The following is an 18,248-nucleotide window of genomic DNA, read 5'->3' on the forward strand; positions in this document are numbered from 1 at the left end:
TTTTCACAAAATAGGAGGAGACGACTTTTATGAAGAAGATTTTTATCGCAGGTGCTATCCCAGAAGCCGGGCTTAATCAACTTGAACAACATTTTGACGTAGATATGTATACTGGTGAAACGCTAATTTCCGAAACATTATTAATAGAAAAAATTAAAGATGTAGATGCATTAATCACTTTATTATCTACTAACGTGAGCCGAAAAGTTATTGAAACTGCACCAAAATTAAAAATCATAGCTAACTATGGTGCTGGTTTTAATAATATTGACATAGAAGCTGCGCGTGAACACGATATCAATGTGACAAACACACCCATTGCTTCAACCAATTCAACTGCAGAGTTAACAATGGGTATTTTACTTGCTGTTGCAAGACGTATTCCTGAAGGAGATCAACTTTGCCGTAATGAAGGATTTAACGGTTGGTCACCGTTATTCTTTAGAGGACGTGAAGTATCTGGTAAAACAATTGGTATTATTGGATTAGGTGAAATTGGTACTGCCGTTGCAAGACGTGCTAAAGGTTTTGATATGAATGTGCTTTATTCAGGTCCTAAACGTTATGAAGATAAAGAAGCTGAATTAAATGCAGAATATGTTTCACAAGACGAACTTTTAAAACGTTCAGACTTTGTAACTTTAAACTGTGCATATAATGAAAAGTTAAAGCACATGATTGACTATAATGCGATCAAAAAAATGAAACCAACTTCATATTTAATCAACGCATCAAGAGGTCCAATTGTTTATGAAGAAGAATTAGTAAAAGCCCTAGAAGAAGGTATTATTGAAGGTGCAGCACTTGATGTGTTTGAGTTTGAACCGAAAATTACTGAAGCACTGAAATCAATGAAAAACGTAGTTATCACACCACATATTGGCAATGCAACATTTGAAGCAAGAGACATGATGGCTGATATTGCAGCATCTAACGTAGTTAAGCAACTGAGCGGTGAACAACCAAACTATATTGTAAACTGACAGGAGTGAGAAATATGTCACAAACATCCAATCGCTTTTTTAAAATAAATGAGTTACAACATTTTTCTGACGATGCAGCGAAAAAAACCATATTTTATGAAACGCGACATTCAGCTGGTGCGGTTTGGTGTCTTAAACCAGGACAATCATTACCTTGTCACACACATAAAGATGCAGATGATGTTTGGATTGTACTACAAGGCGAAGGAACATTTTTCACAAATGATAATGAACAAAAACCCATTAAAGCCGGAGATATATTCGTTTCATTCCCAGGAGATGCGCACGGCATGACCAACACTGGTGACGAAGACTTTGTCATGTTAGGTTTTGCTACACCAATGCCATTGGACTTCAACCCATATGAATGTGCACAATAAGTGCGACATATTTTAATTATTATAAAATTAAAACCACCTGTTTCACGGGTGGTTTTCTTTTGGGCTATAAGCCTGATTTAGTTGTTAGACTCTTAAGTGGTATTGGATTAATTTTAATAACCTTTATATTCTTTAACATGTTTTTCTTGATCTTGTATATATTTCTATTGTTGTTTCATTTATCCCTTACTTTACTAGCATCATTCAACTTGTGGGAAGTAGATGTGCTTACATATTAACCAATGATATAAAAATGAAGTTGCCTATCTCTCAGGCGTCAATTGACGTAGGGAGGAGGTGCGTATCAATGTTCGAAGCTTTTGTTCACATCACGACCACAGTCATCAGTGGTTGTATCGTTACTTTATTTGCGTATTGGCTGCGTATTGGCTGCGTAATCGTAACGATAAGTAAATAGGCGACTAGTCACACCAAAAAATCCCTTCACTACTGGCATAGTGAGGGGATTTGGTGCATACATGCACGACATCTTTGTTAATTGCATTATAACACCATAGTGGGTAGGAGTGGAAAATATTGATAATCATTCATTGACTTACTGAAAGGTTATTGTTTTTCAAACAGCTCATTAGGGCGATATATGTTGACATGTTGTTCTTTTTTATATTTCTATTAAATTTACTACAATAATGTAATATAACAATAAGATAAAAATACCAAACAAAAGTTTTTCGTATGCACTTACAAAATATTATATTCCGAAAAAATTTTATTAATTATTTATGTATTAAATGTTAATTAAATTTATATATAATAAAATTTCTATTAAGTCTCTTTGGAAAACGCTTTCTTTAGTTGTACAAAACAGAAAGAAAAGTTACCATGTTTTTTGTTAGTAAAGCTAACCATTTTTGAGGGAGGGAGGAAGAAGGCTTGCTTATACATACATATTATTGATTTGGTATTTTCAATATTTATAGCCATTTTTTGAATTCGATTTAAAACTAGAAAAGGAGTATTGAAATGAAAAGCACTATGAAAATTGCATTATCTGGAGCTATCGCACTATCGACTCTAACACCATTGACAAATGGAGCACTTGCAGAGGAACAACAAGGAAAAAACTTAACAAAGCATACTTCGCAAAAAGTACAAAAATTGAATGCCAATAATTATATGGATAAAAATTATGATTTAAGAAAGCGTGTATTTGCTTTAATGAGTGCATCAGAGGATGCTAGCTATGATTATTCAAAACAGTATAGATCATGGACTGGAGACTATGAAGATGGAAGAGGCTATACAGCTGGACTAGTTGGATTTACTAGTGCAACTGGTGATATGTATGATGTAGTTAAATATTATAATGAAATTAATCCTAAAAATCCTTTGGCAAAGTATACAGACCAATTAAAAGAAAAGAAAGATAATCACAGTGGTAATGTATCTGGTTTGGAAGGCATGGAACAGGATTGGTATGAAGCATTTGATACTGACAAAGATAATTTTGTTAAAGCACAAAATAAAGTAATTAAAGAAGAATACTATCAACCAGCTATTGATGCTGCAAAACAAGATGGATTATCTCAATTAGGACAATATATATACTTTGATGCATTAGTTAAACATGGACCTGGGGAAGATAAAAACGCTGAGATACAAGATGCTAGTTTTGGTGATTTAAGAAGATACGCACAAGAAAATGGAGTTAAAACACCTGCAAATCGAGGGGATGAAAAAACGTATCTTTCTAATTTTGTAGGTAAAAACTATGATGCTACAAATGCTGAAAAAGATGCATATGGCGAAGATGACGATGTTACAGATCGCTTAGATTTCCAAAAAGAACAAATTGATAAAGCTAATTTTGACTTAAACTTACCACTTGCCCCAAAAATTAATGGAATGAATGACAATGGTGAAAAAAATATTTTAAGTCAAGAAGTCATTGACGATTTAAATGACAACGATATAGATTTTGATAATGTTGATTAACAAGTAAAAAATGAAAGGGATAATATACCAATGAAAAAAGCAATTTTCAGTTCAATATTAACAGCTGTAACGATAACATCATTTGGTATGCCAAATGATTCAGTACATGCCGAAGATATGAGTCAACTCCAGACACAGGGTCAAGATATAGTTCAAAAAGATGAAGATAATAGCAAATACCCAATTAAAGGTGTGAATGCAGGGAATGTGTTTACGACTGAAGCCTGGTTAGGTGGTTACGCCAATACAGTAAAGAAAAACGGTGATGATAAAGGATATCAAGAGGTATTTGATCAAACTCAGGATAAAATGGGAGGCGATGCCAATAAAGCTCATAAAGCTTTAGAAAAATATGCAGATAATAGATGGAAAGATAATGATTTCAAACGAGTTAAAGATATGGGAGTTAATACCATTCGCCTACCTATTAATTATATTAACGTAACTAACTATGACAAGAACATGGAAGTAGGTGATGATAAAGAAATAGATCCTACAAAGTTACAAATAAGACAAGAAGGTATCGATACAATTAAACGATTTGTTGACAAAGCTAAAAAGCATGGTCTATACGTTATTTTAGATATGCATGGGACTCCAAATGGTCAAAATGGTGAAGCACATTCTACTTATGCCCATGGCGGTCAAGGAACATTCTGGGATGATGAACATTCTAAAGAAAAAATAAAGCAAATATGGCATCATCTTTCAAATGAATTTAAAGATAATGATGCTATAGCTGGTTACGATATTTTAAATGAACCTAAAGGACCAGAAGGAACAAAAGGTAATCAAGATGAGATTAATGAACTTCAAAAATTCTATAAAGATACATTAAAAACTATAAGAGATAATAACGATGACCATATCGCTTTTCTAGAAGCAACATGGGACCCTCAAGATATGAAAGACCCTAGTTATTTTGGTGAAAATAATAAAAATCTTGTTTATGAATATCACAATTATCCATGGGGAGAACAAGCTAAATCTCATGACGGTATAAAAGAAAATTTTGATAATAAAATAAAAGGCATTAAAGATGCTAATTATGATGTTCCTTCATATATGGGAGAATTTAATGGCCACCTTGCAGGAGAAGGAGATCACATCGCACCAAATACTAGTGACTTCAAACATATTATTAAGAAAATGAATGCTAATAATTTGTCCTGGACGCTTTGGAATTATGATAAAGAAGGAAAGAATCAAGATGACTCATCTTGGGGCACAGTAAACTTCACTGGAATTGAAACTAATCTTAATTCCAACGATTTTGGCAAGAAAAAAGAAGCAGAAACAAATGAGGTATATGATGCTGTTAAAGATTCAGCAAATGAACATAAAACATAATTAATGAAGAGCCCAAATCATGATTGTGGTGTCCCCACTTTTTGGCATAAAATAAAAACACTTCCGTTGAATTCATTTAAAATGAAAAATACGGAGGTGTTTTTTATGAAGAGAAGTACTTATTCTTTATAATAAACTGATGTGAACTATTATAGACTTTGTTTATATAACTTAATGTAATAAGAGAAAATACAAAAGAAAAATCATTATGATATTTTCAGATGAAGATAATAGAAAAGAAATGGTTTCGTCATCATCTTTTTGATAATTTTTCAAATTACCCTACCTTATAATGTTAGCTTTATCTCTAGTATACTACCTCTCATTTCAAGGGTTTTAAAGTATCTATAAATACACTTTGTTAAATATATATTTTTCTTGATTATTCATTTCTCCATAATGAAATCAATTTTTTCCAATAACCCATTAAAAATTTCATTATTTTTAATCTTACAGTTATATACTAATTTGTTTTTTGAGAAAAAATTTCCCATAGCTAAATTTACTTAGCTATACTCATTAATAAAGATGATTTTCCTTCAGCATTATTTCTACATATAGTTCCATAAAATCCTCCACATTAATTTTCAAGTTAAAAATTCCTTATGTTCAATGCAGTTATGTAAAGAGCTAAAAACAATTCTTTTTTTTCTGTTTTAAGATTTGGATCTACATTAATTATATGCTTTTCACCCCTTCTTCCGTTTTTTTCATTTTTAGAAAAGAAATTGAAATATGTTCTCTTTCCTGACAATAAGATAGTTTCTTCTTTTATATACGCAGTTAAGTCTAAATAATCATTTGTTAATTCATATTCCTTGTTATCGATTTGAATGAGAAAATTGATGTATTTTTTTATTCCCTCTTTCTTTAATAAACTTTTAGCATTAAAAGTACCTTTATAACACTCATTAATATATATATCATATTTATATTTGAGCCATCCCCTACTTTTCAAACAAATTTGATTTTCTTCTGAAATTAGCAGTAAACCCGGTATAGAAAAAAGGTCAAATATAAATAAGAACTTATGAAAAATGTTATTAAAGTATAATTGAAAAGTAATATTTGATTTCCCATTAACTCTTATTGGCATGTTGTCTGTTAATTGTACAATAGGTAATTGATAGAAAAATTCATTTTCATTGGCTGTACTAGTTATATCTTCATTTACCATTTTACTATACTTATTTTGTATATATTTTCTAAAAAGTAAGTTAGCAACAGCAACAACTATACAAAATGTATATAGCAACCATGTGTAAAGTAAATTTGCTCCGAAATAAGTTTCTCCATTATTTATAAAATAAATACTTTCAAAAGTATTTAAAAAAGTATATAAGACGATTATCACAAAAATTATATGCATAACTACTCTCCTTCTATTAATATGTATAATCATCGATATGAAATAGTCCCTTCAATAACAATATCAGAAATATTTTATTCTTCTCCATTTTTTCTATCAATATTGATGTTTATTAATTGAATAATAATTCCTAAAATAATCACAGTAAATGCACCATAAATTAAAGTCTTCAATGATCCTCCTTGCGCAAGTAATAAACCACCTAATGCAGCACCAATAGCACTGCCTAAATAATTTAATGAACTATTTAAAGCTACAGATGCACTTCCATGTTCAGCATGCTTTTTTTATAATATATGCTGTTGAGGTGCTTGTGTCGCCCATCCCATAGCTCCCCATAGTAAGAAAGGCAAAAGTCCTAAAATAGGTATTTTAATTAAAGTAGGAATTAACGCTATACTTATACTTAAAGCAACTAAAATAATAAGCATTAAAATTTGAGTGTTTTTAAATTTATCCATGACTAAACCTACACCAAAACTTCCTAATAATCCCCCTATTCCCCAAGTCGTTAAAAAAAGTGAAATATAGTGTGGTGAAACAGCTGCGCTTATTACCTGAGAGAGGTAGGTATATAATCCTAAGCTGGCAATTGCAGCACATACAGTTACAGATACCACCCTTAATACATGTATATCTATAAAAAGTGAGAATCTATCTTTCAAGTTAGGTGCTGCAGGCATATTAAAATTAGGAAGTAAAATAGATATACTAATAAACGCAACTATACTTACAATTACAATTAACCCTATGGCAAACCTCCAATTAATTAAATCAGCTAATTGTAACCCTAAAGGGACGCCAACTACAGTTCCTACACTCATACCTCCAACTATAAAAGCTAATGCTTTGCCTTTATTTTTTTGGCTTACTAAATACCCCCCCGAACTAACTGCCATAGGTGAGAATAGTCCTGCCCCTAATCCAGCTACACATCTAGATAAGATATATGTTGAATAGTTATAAGATAACATCGTAATTAAATTAGCTACCCCAAAGGTCAGTAGTGCGATTAAAAGTATGTTTTTAACAGAATACTTAGCCAATAGTGTTGAAAATATGGGTGCAGATAAAGCAAAAAACAATGTAAAAACAGTAACGCCTTGTCCTATTTCAGCACTGCTTTTATTAAAGCTTTTTCCCATATCAGGTAATAGTCCTGCCACAATATAAGTATTCATACCTAAAGCAAACATGCCTAACGTTAAAATCCAAATTTTCTTCATGATTTAACCCTTTCTAACAAATATTTGATGTCATTTAGCGTAGTATAATATTGTAATTAATGGAATAATGAATATATTAAGGGTGGTATTAAAGAAAAGTTAACAGGGAGCGTAATATATGAATATTGAATATATAGAGGATTTTATCAAAGTTGCTGAATATCAAAGTCTTAATCAAGCATCTAAAATACTTAATATCAGTACTCCAGCACTTAGTAAAAGAATCAAAAGTATTGAAGAATATTTTGAAAGTGACTTGTTCTATAGAACTTCTCGAGGCATATTTCTAACTGAAAACGGGGAGATAGTTTTGAATAAATTTAAGCGTATAAAAAGTGATATAGATGTATTAAAAGCACAAACTTTAAAAAATGAAGATTCAACAATTAGAATTGGGTTATTGCCCAGTTTTTCACTATATAAATGGGCAGAACACAAAAAGGAAATAATAAGTGAAAGTCTATCTATAAAAATTGAAAGTAATACTCACATTTTACTTGATCATCTACATAATGGGGATATAGATGTAATAATTGGAGATATAACTGCTACAGAAAATAGTCAACTTTATAGTCATATTTTATACCGCGAAAAGTATATGGTGGTTTTTCCAATAACTAGTAACTTAAGACTATCTGATAATATATTTTCTAGTGATTTAATGGATGAACAGATACTTCTCCTTAATCCACCATGTGATACTTTAGATTTTATACCAAAAAATTTCTCTAAAACTACGATAAATATTGAACACAAAAATGATTTAGAATCCATATTGGCTAATGTTAAGGCTGAAAAAGGAATAACAATCATTCCTCAATCATTAATAACACGAGTTGAAAGTATGAATCTTTCAATCAAAGAATTGGAAAATCATTCAAGAGAAATTGGACTAATTGCATATAACGAAAAGATAGCGCAAAAAGTATGGAATATTTTAAGTGAATAAGTAGTTGGTCGTGATTAGGTTTTAAAAACACAAAATATTATATTAATAAGGTATTAAGAAATAATCTTAATACCTTATTAATATATTCTATATTTAAGCTTCTAATTGCATAATTGCACCAAAATATTGTTGGCAGGTAGTGAAAGTAATAAATGAAATTAATTCGCTAATTTCTTGTCTATTTAAGGTCTCTTTTAATATTTTTACAGCATAGTCAGGAATATTAGTTCCTAATGTTAAGTAAACTTCTACAAATCCTATGCAAACAGCAGATTTTTCATCACCTAATTGATTACTTGGCTTTCCTTTTGCTTTGCAATACATACATCCGTTCTTTTGCGCCAACATTCTTCTCAGCTCTTCTTTTAACTCTTTAGATAGCGAGTGATCTCTTTCTAATGATTCACTAAGGTTGTTCCAGTTTTTCATTATCTCTCTGTTATATCCCAGTAATTTTTGAAATGGCGTTTTACCATTATTAGACAATTGAATTATCGTCATACTACTCCTCCTTCTTGTAGTTTATTTTAGAAGATTATTATAGTGAATTGAATGAGATATATTAGGTATAATGTAAATATAATTTCTTAATTTAAGGAGAATTTTCAAATGGACTTAACAGACAGAAAAATTATTGAAACGCTAAAAAAAGATAGTAAAGTTTCACTAAGTTATATAAGTAATAGTGTTAATTTATCTACACCTTCTGTACGTGAAAGAATTAATAAAATGAAAGATATAGGTGTCATTAAAAAATATACAATTGATATTGATTATAAAACCCTTGGATACGATATTGATGTAATCATAGATATCGTAATAAAGAATAATTTGTATAAAGATTTTAAAACATTTATAACAAAGCAAGGTGATGTAGAATTTTGTTATAGAATTTCTGGGGAAAGTTGTTTTATTTTTAAAGTGCGTTTTAAAAATATGATGGATGTTGAGATATTTATTGATAGTTTACAAAGATACGGACATACAAAAACACATTTTATATTTTCAAAAACGATATAACTTCAATTTAAAAGAGCATGTAAATGAATGCGTTTTTCATTATCTAAAAAAATTATGTTGATAAGGGTACACCCTAATCACGCAGTATTTATGATATTAAATTTTATTATAGTTAGCTTCTAATTGTATATTTGACTAAGTAATAATTAATAAAACATAGATACATTCGCCTCTATTTTGTAAATAACATAGGACGAATGTACCTATAAAATTTTTACTTTATACTTTCTCAATAGTACATCCAAACAAACCATCTTTAACTTTCACATTATGTTTACCTGTCCAAAATGTGCTTACTTGATAATAGCACCACTCACCATCGTCCTTTAGAAATTTAATATCTTTATAATCTTTTTTCAGTAAGCATTTTAAGGTGTCATCTCTTCTAGACATAAATATCATCCTCCTTTATATGTATTAAATATAGAATAAGTAAGTGCATAGATAAAGTGAAATAATGTCAAAATTCCTTTTATTTGTTTTTTATTTAACAATTCGATAAACAGTAGATCGGCTTACTCCTGTTTTTTAGCAATTTCTTCACCTGTGAGCTTCTGCTCATCATATAAAAATTTAATTTCTCTTTTCTTATGATCAGGTAATGAAGATCTTCCACCTTTTCGGCCTCTTGCTCTTGCTGCTTCTAGTCCTTTTTTAGTTCGTTCACTTAATAAGTTAGCTTCAAGTTCGGCAAATGCACTCATCATTGTAAAGAACATTTTACCCATCGCATCTTTAGTTGATATGTTCATATCGATAATATGTAAATCAATGCTGTTTTCATCGAACATTTTTTAATTCTTCTAACATTTTCGTTATTTTGTTATTATAGAACGATTTAATTTTTTCATTTGACTACTGAATACTAATATATTGAACATCATATGAATAATAATATTGATAAAAATATCTCTGAAATACAAATAAATTATTGATTGTATTGTAGCAAAAAAGATTTTTACTACGGAAGACTTTCCTTGATATAAAAAATGAGAAAAAACAAAAGTTAGTACTGATAAGATAATGTACTGAATAAAATGATAATCATATATCAAACTGAAATAATACAAAAAGTATCGAAAATTTAATTCTTCTAATATTGGGTAGGCAATTAATACACTTAAAATAAATTTGCTGTTTTTGTTATAAAAGTCGAAAGCGTTTTTCTTAAACAGTAATAATTTTTCTGCAATATAAATTATTACTGGTATAATGATAATGACAGACACACATAAGTATATATTTGTGCTACTTACAAATAAACATGCATCTATTAATAGTACCAGTATAAGTACTAAAATGTATTTGTAAAATTCAGGTAAGTACTTTAAAAAATTTACTTTTCTAATGAAAATAAGTAGTATGCCTGGAAAACAAGTTAGAAAAAACATTAAACCAATCAAACTATGCCAAAGGATGAGGAATATCATTTATTATTCCTCCTATTTCTTTATATCTTGGATGTAGGTAAGGTGGATATGATGGTATTGCTATCGTCAATAATTCAGGTATAAATGTTCTAACGACAACTAAATTTTTATTATAAAATTCAACAGGCGTGATATCTAAATAACACGCATAACGACTTAAATGTTGTAATTCATTTATTATTCCATGTAAGCTAGTAGCTTTTTTTATATTTTGGAAGTTGTTTCTTCTTTTCTGCATATTAAAATTCAAACCATATTTAGCATAATACATAACATTATCATCTAAATTATCAATAGGATGATTTTCAATATTTTCTGTGATATTTTTAAAATGAGTTGTATTATTCCAAACTTCAGTCATTGTATACTCTAACACAGTAATACATTCTAATAAGCTTCTATAGATGCATTGTTCTAAATTCATATCGCCTTGAACCCCAACAACATACTTAGGTAAGCTTAAATCTTTAGACTTAGATTTAACCTCACAGACGACAACATGAATAGGTTTATCAAAGCTTATATCAGTGAAAGATACATTGAAATTATCAATAAATTTGTGTACAATGCTTGGTCTTTTAAACCATTCATTTAGTTTTTCATAAATATTTACAGAAATCTTCTTCCCTTCAATACCTCCGTACCACCACAAATTATATGAATCTATTTGTAAAATTTCAATTATAGAATTAGTTAAACTTTTCTCAAACGTTTCATGACTTGCTGTACCAGTTGAAACACCACTATTCGTAAACTGTTTTTCATCTTTAAATATCGATTTATTATATAAAACAAGCATTTGTAAAGGGACTAATACATCATAATCAGGATGATATAGAGACTTAAGTGGAACCCATTGAATTAAATCATTGCCATCAATAAAATGATTTGCATCTTTTTTTTCAAAATATATATTAATTAATTCCAGAGGCAATGCTAAGCTATTGGTATTTTTTAGTTGTTCTGAGATTTGTGCATGTGAAGCATAAATAATTTTATCTTTTAGGTTTTGATACAAGAGGGTAAAAGCATATCTTTCTGAACTTTCTCCTAAAAATGACGCTAGTGCTTCATTATAATAAATACCGTAACCACTCAAATGATAATTCACTTTGAAATCTTCACTTAAGAAATTTTTTTCGAAATTATTAAATTGAGCCGTTATATAATGATAATTCATAATTGGATATGAATTTAATCCTAAGAAAAAGCTATTGTCTTTCCATATTCCTAATACATTTCCACCTAATAAATTTTGCCTATACAGATTATAATTCAAATCATTTTTAAAGGTTATCATTCTCTAACACCCTTTTTAATATATTTGCTGACCTCATATTTTGCTCTTTAAACAAAACGTTATTTATCGTCGAACATGTAGAACAAGTAGACTGACGCTTATTGAAATTAAAGTTATATTCATATGTGGGCAAATAAAAATGAAGCACATTCCCTATTAACGTTGAATCCCCATAAATTTCTATATTATTAATTTCATTTATCACTATACTTAATATGTAACTGTATAATTTTAGATTATATATTCCTTGATTTTGAACATCCGGAACAAAGTAATTTTCTATAGCACCAGGAAATTTAGAAATTAATTGTCGTTCTAAGCATTCATAACAACCTGTCTCTCCATGGTTAATGTTTGTAAAAAATACATTTTCATTATCATAAGAAGCAAGTGTATAAGTCATATCTAACAAGTTTGTTAAAAAGTTAAACGCTTTAATAAAGGGTTGATTGGCATATGATAAAATAACAAAAACGTTCATATCTTTAAACTTTGATTGCTTTTTTTTAACAACTTCACTTATAGATAAATTGTTTTTTTGATTATTTAAAACTTCAATTTCATGTTTTTCTAGAACTTCATTAAACTCATATATTTCATCTATTTTATCGAGATGATCTTTTAAAAATACTTTAGCTTCTTTATCTGTAATAATACAAAACTTATCAAAAGTATCGATTTTTTGATGTATTAAATTTAATTGTGCTAATTTAATAAAATCCTCAATAACATCGTCATTTTCATTTAATTTTATTTGATTTTCAACGATTAATTTTTTGAAGTTATCTATAAAATTTTCACTACTTTCTTCTTTATCTATAGAAACTGAGTGTTGATGTAAATATCCCTTTTTTAATATGTACTCACTGTTATCTTCTTCGACAAACAAGTCTTTAGGTTTAATAAATGTTTTCATTACTTAATTATTCCTTCCCACATATATTTGTAAATAGGATATGTTCATTAACATGATCTAATTCTAGTAGATTTTCTATATTACTTTTCTTAAAGCCTGCTATTGGGCACCCTGTATATCCTAAGGATGTAATGACTAAATCAAAATTATGAGACATACAACCGATTTCTATCAAACTATTTAATAACGCTAATTCTCCGTATTTCAAAAAACTAGAATTAAAATTATAGCCAAAAAAGACTAAAAAATTACAATTTCCTATATCTATATTATTGCCTTCTAATAAATCATCCTTTTTTATGTCCTTTTGATCCACAATTTTTAATAATGAGTGACTTATCGGTTGGTATAAATAAATGCCCTTGTCATAGTCCTCTACGTTGTTGATATAAAGATATATATCAATAGGATATAACCCTCCTGCCGATGCATAAAATCGAGTACTTGTTTTTATATCCTCATAATCCACTTTTCTAGACGCTATTCCAAAAGAAAATTTAAGTATTGTTGATAGTTCTTTACTAGCCATTTCAAAAGATGTGAATTCTCTTGTGCTTTTTCTATGATTTAAAACATTATAAAAAGATTCTTTTATTTTTTTATCACTTTTAGGAAGCAATATTGTATCTTCATCATTAATCTCATTCAAAATTTGATGTTCGCTAACTAAAGCTGCATAATTCGATTCATTATAAGCTAACATACTTTTAAAATCACTGAGCCTCTGATGATTTACATTTAGTAAGTACTTTAAAGATTCTGATTCTTGATTCCCTAAAATAATTTGAGCAAAGTTATTTCGATTATCATTATTTGCAATATTATCCTCGTTTAATTTAAATAGTGAATGCTGGTTAAACATTCCCTTTAATTGATAATTAATCATTGATTTTTACCTCTTTTTTTACTTGCTACAATTAATTCAATAATGATGACTAACAATATGGATAGGGCTACACCTAAAAACATAATATTCGTTATAATTGGTTCTCCACTGTTGCCATGATTATGTATTTTGTATAAATTTACTCCTAATAAATTTACATCAAAATGCGCATAACCATTTTTATTGATAATAAAATAACCTATTGAAATCGAAATAGCCGTTATGATAGCAGATAAAACGATACCTGCTAAAATTTCAATAATCACTCGGATTTCTTGTTTCTTCAACATAATTATTATCCTCATTTCTTAAACTTATAAATAAATAAACTTAAAGCACCCGTTACTAAAATATACAGTGAGTTTATTTTCAAAAAGGATAAATCCCACATATATTCATTTGTCCAAATTGAATAAAAATCATTTGTAGCATATTTTATTGGAATCCAGTTCCCTATTTCTTTTAAAATATTGGGTAGTTCCCCATAATGTACAAAAACGCCAATAATCATATAAGTAAGAAAGAGCAATATCATTCCAAAAGGTAATAAAATTTTACTCTTTTTTATTAACAAAGCTAAGAAAGTTCCTACCATTAACAAGGCTATGATGTTATAAAAAATTTGTAAAAAAAAGGTTATAAAGTATTGTGTGCTAGGTAAAATTAACGAAAAAAATACTTTACCAATAATGATATTTAAAACAACACTAAAAATCGCTAAAAAACAGTATGAAATAATATTAGAAATAATTAGACTGCTAATATTTACGTCAAAATATTTTAATCTTTTCAGTGTATCATTCTCAATGCTTTCACTTAACCAAATTGGAAAGCTAATAAAAGCAATAGGTAGTAGTCCGATACTTGTACTAATTAAAAAATATTTATCTATAAAATGTCTCCCATTTCCTATATTGAAGTTTCCATAAGACATAATAATAACTAACATCATGATTATTGGGAAAATTAATGAAAAAAATACAGATATAGGAACTCTAAATTGCATTTTTATACTTAACAAAATTTTATTTATCATATTTCCTCCAAAGTTGAGATTAAATATGTTGAATATATATTTTGCATGTTTATTTTAAATTCTATTTTTCGTTCATTTAATATATTAATAACTTCGTTCATTTGCTCTTTATTGTAGGTGAAAACCTTAACATTAAAATATACATCAGCATTTATTTTTTTAATAACTTCTCTAACTAAATGATCTAATTCTTGATTAACTATTTCAATCAGCGCATAATGATAAAATTTTGAAAAAAATTGATCTATACTTCCGTAATACAATAATTCTCCTTTATCTAATATGATTAATTTATTCGCCCAGTTTTCAACTTCATCAAAGTAATGCGTGACTTTAATTACAGCTTTATTTTGGGTAATTTCTTTAGTTTTATGTAATAAATTTTGTCTTTTTTCATAATCTAATCCAGATGTTAATTCATCAAATATGTATAGTTTTTTTTGTTTACTTAAGACTAATCCTACAGTTAAACGCTTTTGTTCTCCTAAGGATAAATCATTAACAAATTTATTTATGAGATTTTCTAAAGAGAAAGCTTTCGTAAATTCTTTAAATTGTTTACTTCGTTTGCTATAAGTTGTTGCTAAATAAATTAATTCGTGTACTTTTATTAAATCTCCATACTTATTTTCTTGAAAAACAATCCCTATATCTTTAGTACCTATCTTTCTATCAATGACACCACTGTGATGCATCTCATTTAATAAACAATTAATTAAAGTAGTTTTACCCGCACCGTTTTTTCCAATTAGAGCTATTTTATCTTCAATATAAATATCTATAGTACGATTATTAAGGTTTAAAATTTTTTTATTATTTAAATCAACATTTAAATCTTTAACTGTCATTAAAATTTTCATATACTCACCTTTAAGATTTAGAAAAGCTTGATCTATATAGACCAAGCCTAGACTTTGATTTATTACGCTGCTGTTGAGGCACATGTACAAGAACATGAACAGCTACAAGAACATGAACAACTACAAGAACAACATCCTCCTGCATATTTCATCGCTTCAGAACTATTAATGTCTGAATATCCATTAATTGAATGATTATTAATTTTCATCATCATCCCATCCTTTATTTTGAGAATACATAATGTAAATTTACTATTAAAATCACTTAAAATGTATCACGCAACAGAAAGACAGTCAATCGTTTACAGAAAAATGTAAATTTTCTGTAAAATATTATTGCTTTGATTCCAATGCGAGATTAAAAGTGTATTATAATTTCAACAACCCAGAATAATATTTATATAAATCTGTCTAATTTACATAATCGATAATTATCAGAAGTTTTAATGTTATGAATCAAGATCACTCTTAAAATGAGTGGTTTTCTTTTGAGATATAAGACCGATTTATCGGCTAGACTCTAAAGTGGAAATTGAATAACTTTAATATCCCATAAAAGTTTCTTATATGCTTTAACACTAATTTATTTGGCACAATATCCTTCATTTTCATTGGATAAAAAACGCTGTACATAGAAAAACACCTCCGTACGATTCATTTATAATGAATTTAACGAAAGTGCCTTTATTTTAGTCCTACTGATTGGGTTTCAATTCAAAATTTTTCTATTGCTTAGTCTCTTATGGTAAATACATATCATGCTTTTTGTGAGAAACAACTACTTTTCACACTTATCGATTACTGCATAATCAATTTATTTTTTATAATCTTTCCACTTATACTTAAATAACCAAGCAGTCACGCACTATAAAACAAAGATTATGATATCACTTTTAATTCAAAAGACTGCCAAGGTTTTAATAAATTTAATAAGAAATGTTCTTCTTTTTTTACATGTCCGATAACATTTTTATAACCTTGATTTTCCATATCTTGTAATGCGATTTGCAGCTCCCCTTTGTAGTGACCATATTGTTCATTACAAATCACAATATCACCTTTTTTAATTTGTTTTGTGTTATTTGGCGGGAATGGCTCATCCTTATAATGAACGCGACTCATCGTTGACCGTATAACATAATCTGAAATATCCCCCCGATTGAAATGAAATTCCTCTGTCACAATAGTTTCATCTAATCCAGTAATATCGTTATTTAAATAAACATCAAAACTAGGCATTGCTAAATTAATTTCTGAAAGTGATTGTAACTCAGATTCAGAAGCAAATGCATTACCAATAATAAAATCATCTACTAAATTCGTCATTAATAAATGCTTAACTTGTACTGCTATAGGCAATTTCCTATGACTTTCTAATGTCGGTAAGCCTTCCATAATCATCCAAGGCCCTACTGTTGCTTCTTGTGAAGAAACAAAAGCTGCAGTATGAACATTATTTCTTTTATAAGCTTCACTCGTATTTACAAAATGTTGATATGATAAACCAGTATAGGTTTGAGGATAAAAATTGTGACAACCTACAAGTTTGTCTAAATTAGGTTGATAACTTAACACATCTTCAATAAACGTATCACTTACACTGATGTTTAACTCTACATACATATGCTGTTTGTTATAACTCAGCTGCGCTATTTCTTGAGCTGAAAATCCTGCATCTACACGTATTCCTGATACGCCTAGTGTTTTAAAAAAGGACAAATCATCACGCTTTAAATTCAATGCTTCAAAAACTTTATGGTTAATATCCGCAATCACTGTCATATCATTCTCTTTAGCAACTTTCACCACTGACTTAAATTTATTAAAAACCGCTTCTTCATCTCTTTTAACCGAAAGTAAATTTGTGAAGATGCGCTTAAATCCGAATTTTGCACTCATTTTAATATAGTCACACATTTCTCCTAAATCTGATTGGGTCGGATAAACTGATATTCCTAAATTATGCATATATATTTACTCCTTATTTGATTTATATATAATGCCACGCATTTGACGTTGCTCAATCAATACACGAGATTTTTCAAAAAAGAGGATACTCGTAAATATTAATAAAAGTAATATTATTCCCCATCCAAACAAATTAATATTTTCAAATATAACTACAGGGACAACGACGATAAATGGTATACCTATCAGTAATAACCATCTATTAAAATGAAATTTATTGACTATAAAATGGGCTATTTTATAAAAGCAAAATATGAGTAAAAATAATACTATTAAATAAATCAATCGCATCATATTAACACTTCTCTTCTAATTTTTGATATAACTCAATCATTTTTTCAATTAAATTTTTCTCACTAATCGCTGTCATTAAATGGTCTTGTGCATGTATCATCAATAAAGATGTTTGCACTTTGTCACCATTTATTTCAGACTGTATTAATTCTGTTTGTATATTATGTGCTTTACTCATTTCTTGCTTCGACTCTGCCATCAGTTCATTCGCTTGTTCAAAATTAAATGCGGTAGCCGCATCCAAAGCTTCATATGCTAAACTTTTCGCATTACCACCATGTGAAATAATTTCAAAAATAATTTGTTCGTTTTGTTCACTCATCAA

The 18,248-nt window shown here is 28.7% G+C and carries 21 protein-coding genes and 2 pseudogenes; 7 read left to right on the plus strand and 16 right to left on the minus strand.

Annotated features, from left to right (window positions below):
• The first annotated feature begins 29 nt into the window (after positions 1 to 29).
• From KA883_RS00320 to KA883_RS00340, 5 genes are all read left to right on the plus strand, one after another.
• Positions 30 to 983 carry an NAD(P)-dependent oxidoreductase gene (locus KA883_RS00320; protein ID WP_046206905.1) on the plus strand — a complete coding sequence of 318 codons (954 nt, stop codon included), beginning with the start codon at positions 30 to 32 and terminating at the stop codon, positions 981 to 983.
• A gap of 14 nt (positions 984 to 997) precedes the next feature.
• Positions 998 to 1,363, plus strand: coding sequence for a cupin domain-containing protein (locus tag KA883_RS00325; protein WP_046206904.1), 366 nt, complete (start codon positions 998 to 1,000; stop codon positions 1,361 to 1,363).
• A gap of 307 nt (positions 1,364 to 1,670) precedes the next feature.
• Entirely contained in the window at positions 1,671 to 1,781 is a 111-nt protein-coding gene (locus tag KA883_RS00330; protein ID WP_107365522.1) for a type I toxin-antitoxin system Fst family toxin, read from the plus strand.
• Between the two features lie 566 nt (positions 1,782 to 2,347).
• The gene (locus tag KA883_RS00335) at positions 2,348 to 3,319 is read left to right on the plus strand and encodes a chitosanase (protein ID WP_107365523.1); all 972 of its coding nucleotides are present in this window, start codon (positions 2,348 to 2,350) and stop codon (positions 3,317 to 3,319) included.
• Between the two features lie 30 nt (positions 3,320 to 3,349).
• Entirely contained in the window at positions 3,350 to 4,669 is a 1,320-nt protein-coding gene (locus tag KA883_RS00340) for a glycoside hydrolase family 5 protein (protein ID WP_046206902.1), read from the plus strand.
• Between the two features lie 592 nt (positions 4,670 to 5,261).
• Here KA883_RS00340 and KA883_RS00345 read toward each other — a convergent pair.
• Both KA883_RS00345 and KA883_RS00350 read right to left on the minus strand, forming a co-directional pair.
• Positions 5,262 to 6,038, minus strand: a complete 777-nt coding sequence (locus KA883_RS00345; protein WP_046206901.1) for a hypothetical protein — start codon at positions 6,036 to 6,038, stop codon at positions 5,262 to 5,264.
• Positions 6,039 to 6,112: 74 nt separating this feature from the next.
• Positions 6,113 to 7,264, minus strand: a pseudogene (locus KA883_RS00350) (MFS transporter).
• 118 nt (positions 7,265 to 7,382) lie between these two features.
• Between KA883_RS00350 and KA883_RS00355 the strand changes: the two are divergent.
• The gene (locus tag KA883_RS00355; RefSeq protein ID WP_046206900.1) at positions 7,383 to 8,213 is read left to right on the plus strand and encodes a LysR family transcriptional regulator; all 831 of its coding nucleotides are present in this window, start codon (positions 7,383 to 7,385) and stop codon (positions 8,211 to 8,213) included.
• Positions 8,214 to 8,306: 93 nt separating this feature from the next.
• Here KA883_RS00355 and KA883_RS00360 read toward each other — a convergent pair whose 3' ends face one another.
• A complete protein-coding gene (locus KA883_RS00360) occupies positions 8,307 to 8,714 on the minus strand; it encodes a carboxymuconolactone decarboxylase family protein (protein ID WP_046206899.1) in 408 nt (135 codons plus the stop codon).
• Positions 8,715 to 8,822: 108 nt separating this feature from the next.
• Between KA883_RS00360 and KA883_RS00365 the strand changes: the two genes are divergently transcribed.
• On the plus strand, positions 8,823 to 9,233 hold the full coding sequence (locus KA883_RS00365) for an Lrp/AsnC family transcriptional regulator (RefSeq protein ID WP_210139809.1): 411 nt from the start codon (positions 8,823 to 8,825) through the stop codon (positions 9,231 to 9,233).
• A gap of 219 nt (positions 9,234 to 9,452) precedes the next feature.
• Here KA883_RS00365 and KA883_RS00370 read toward each other — a convergent pair whose 3' ends face one another.
• The 13 genes and pseudogenes from KA883_RS00370 to KA883_RS00430 all read right to left on the minus strand — a co-directional run bounded on the left by KA883_RS00370 (position 9,453) and on the right by KA883_RS00430 (position 18,245).
• The gene (locus KA883_RS00370; protein WP_155390631.1) at positions 9,453 to 9,626 is read right to left on the minus strand and encodes a hypothetical protein; all 174 of its coding nucleotides are present in this window, start codon (positions 9,624 to 9,626) and stop codon (positions 9,453 to 9,455) included.
• Between the two features lie 90 nt (positions 9,627 to 9,716).
• A pseudogene (locus KA883_RS00375) lies at positions 9,717 to 10,021 on the minus strand (recombinase family protein); the annotation flags it as partial.
• Between the two features lie 27 nt (positions 10,022 to 10,048).
• Positions 10,049 to 10,663: a CPBP family intramembrane glutamic endopeptidase gene (locus tag KA883_RS00380; protein WP_046206896.1), complete on the minus strand. Its 615-nt coding sequence runs from the start codon at positions 10,661 to 10,663 to the stop codon at positions 10,049 to 10,051.
• Positions 10,638 to 11,963 (minus strand): YcaO-like family protein, encoded by a 1,326-nt coding sequence (locus tag KA883_RS00385; RefSeq protein ID WP_046206895.1) that lies wholly within the window; start codon positions 11,961 to 11,963, stop codon positions 10,638 to 10,640. Before KA883_RS00385 ends, KA883_RS00380 begins: the two co-directional genes overlap by 26 nt.
• The gene (locus KA883_RS00390) at positions 11,950 to 12,879 is read right to left on the minus strand and encodes a bacteriocin biosynthesis cyclodehydratase (protein ID WP_046206894.1); all 930 of its coding nucleotides are present in this window, start codon (positions 12,877 to 12,879) and stop codon (positions 11,950 to 11,952) included. Before KA883_RS00390 ends, KA883_RS00385 begins: the two co-directional genes overlap by 14 nt.
• 7 nt (positions 12,880 to 12,886) lie before the next feature.
• Positions 12,887 to 13,765, minus strand: a complete 879-nt coding sequence (locus KA883_RS00395; RefSeq protein ID WP_046206893.1) for a SagB family peptide dehydrogenase — start codon at positions 13,763 to 13,765, stop codon at positions 12,887 to 12,889.
• Positions 13,762 to 14,055: an LlsX family protein gene (locus KA883_RS00400; RefSeq protein WP_046206892.1), complete on the minus strand. Its 294-nt coding sequence runs from the start codon at positions 14,053 to 14,055 to the stop codon at positions 13,762 to 13,764. Before KA883_RS00400 ends, KA883_RS00395 begins: the two co-directional genes overlap by 4 nt.
• Positions 14,056 to 14,066: 11 nt before the next feature.
• Entirely contained in the window at positions 14,067 to 14,801 is a 735-nt protein-coding gene (locus tag KA883_RS00405) for an ABC transporter permease (RefSeq protein WP_046206891.1), read from the minus strand.
• Positions 14,798 to 15,661, minus strand: a complete 864-nt coding sequence (locus KA883_RS00410; RefSeq protein WP_046206890.1) for an ATP-binding cassette domain-containing protein — start codon at positions 15,659 to 15,661, stop codon at positions 14,798 to 14,800. Before KA883_RS00410 ends, KA883_RS00405 begins: the two co-directional genes overlap by 4 nt.
• A 62-nt stretch (positions 15,662 to 15,723) precedes the next feature.
• Positions 15,724 to 15,873 (minus strand): stapholysin S, encoded by a 150-nt coding sequence (gene stsA / locus KA883_RS00415; RefSeq protein WP_107365368.1) that lies wholly within the window; start codon positions 15,871 to 15,873, stop codon positions 15,724 to 15,726.
• Between the two features lie 667 nt (positions 15,874 to 16,540).
• Entirely contained in the window at positions 16,541 to 17,629 is a 1,089-nt protein-coding gene (locus KA883_RS00420) for a DUF871 domain-containing protein (protein WP_210139810.1), read from the minus strand.
• A 6-nt stretch (positions 17,630 to 17,635) separates the two neighbouring features.
• Positions 17,636 to 17,923, minus strand: a complete 288-nt coding sequence (locus KA883_RS00425) for a hypothetical protein (protein ID WP_080937846.1) — start codon at positions 17,921 to 17,923, stop codon at positions 17,636 to 17,638.
• A gap of 1 nt (position 17,924) precedes the next feature.
• Positions 17,925 to 18,245, minus strand: a complete 321-nt coding sequence (locus KA883_RS00430; RefSeq protein ID WP_046206888.1) for a PTS lactose/cellobiose transporter subunit IIA — start codon at positions 18,243 to 18,245, stop codon at positions 17,925 to 17,927.
• Between the last annotated feature and the right edge of the window lie 3 nt (positions 18,246 to 18,248).

It is taken from the genome of Staphylococcus sp. GDY8P54P, assembly GCF_017892645.1.
Taxonomy (GTDB): Bacteria; Bacillota; Bacilli; order Staphylococcales; family Staphylococcaceae; genus Staphylococcus; species Staphylococcus ureilyticus.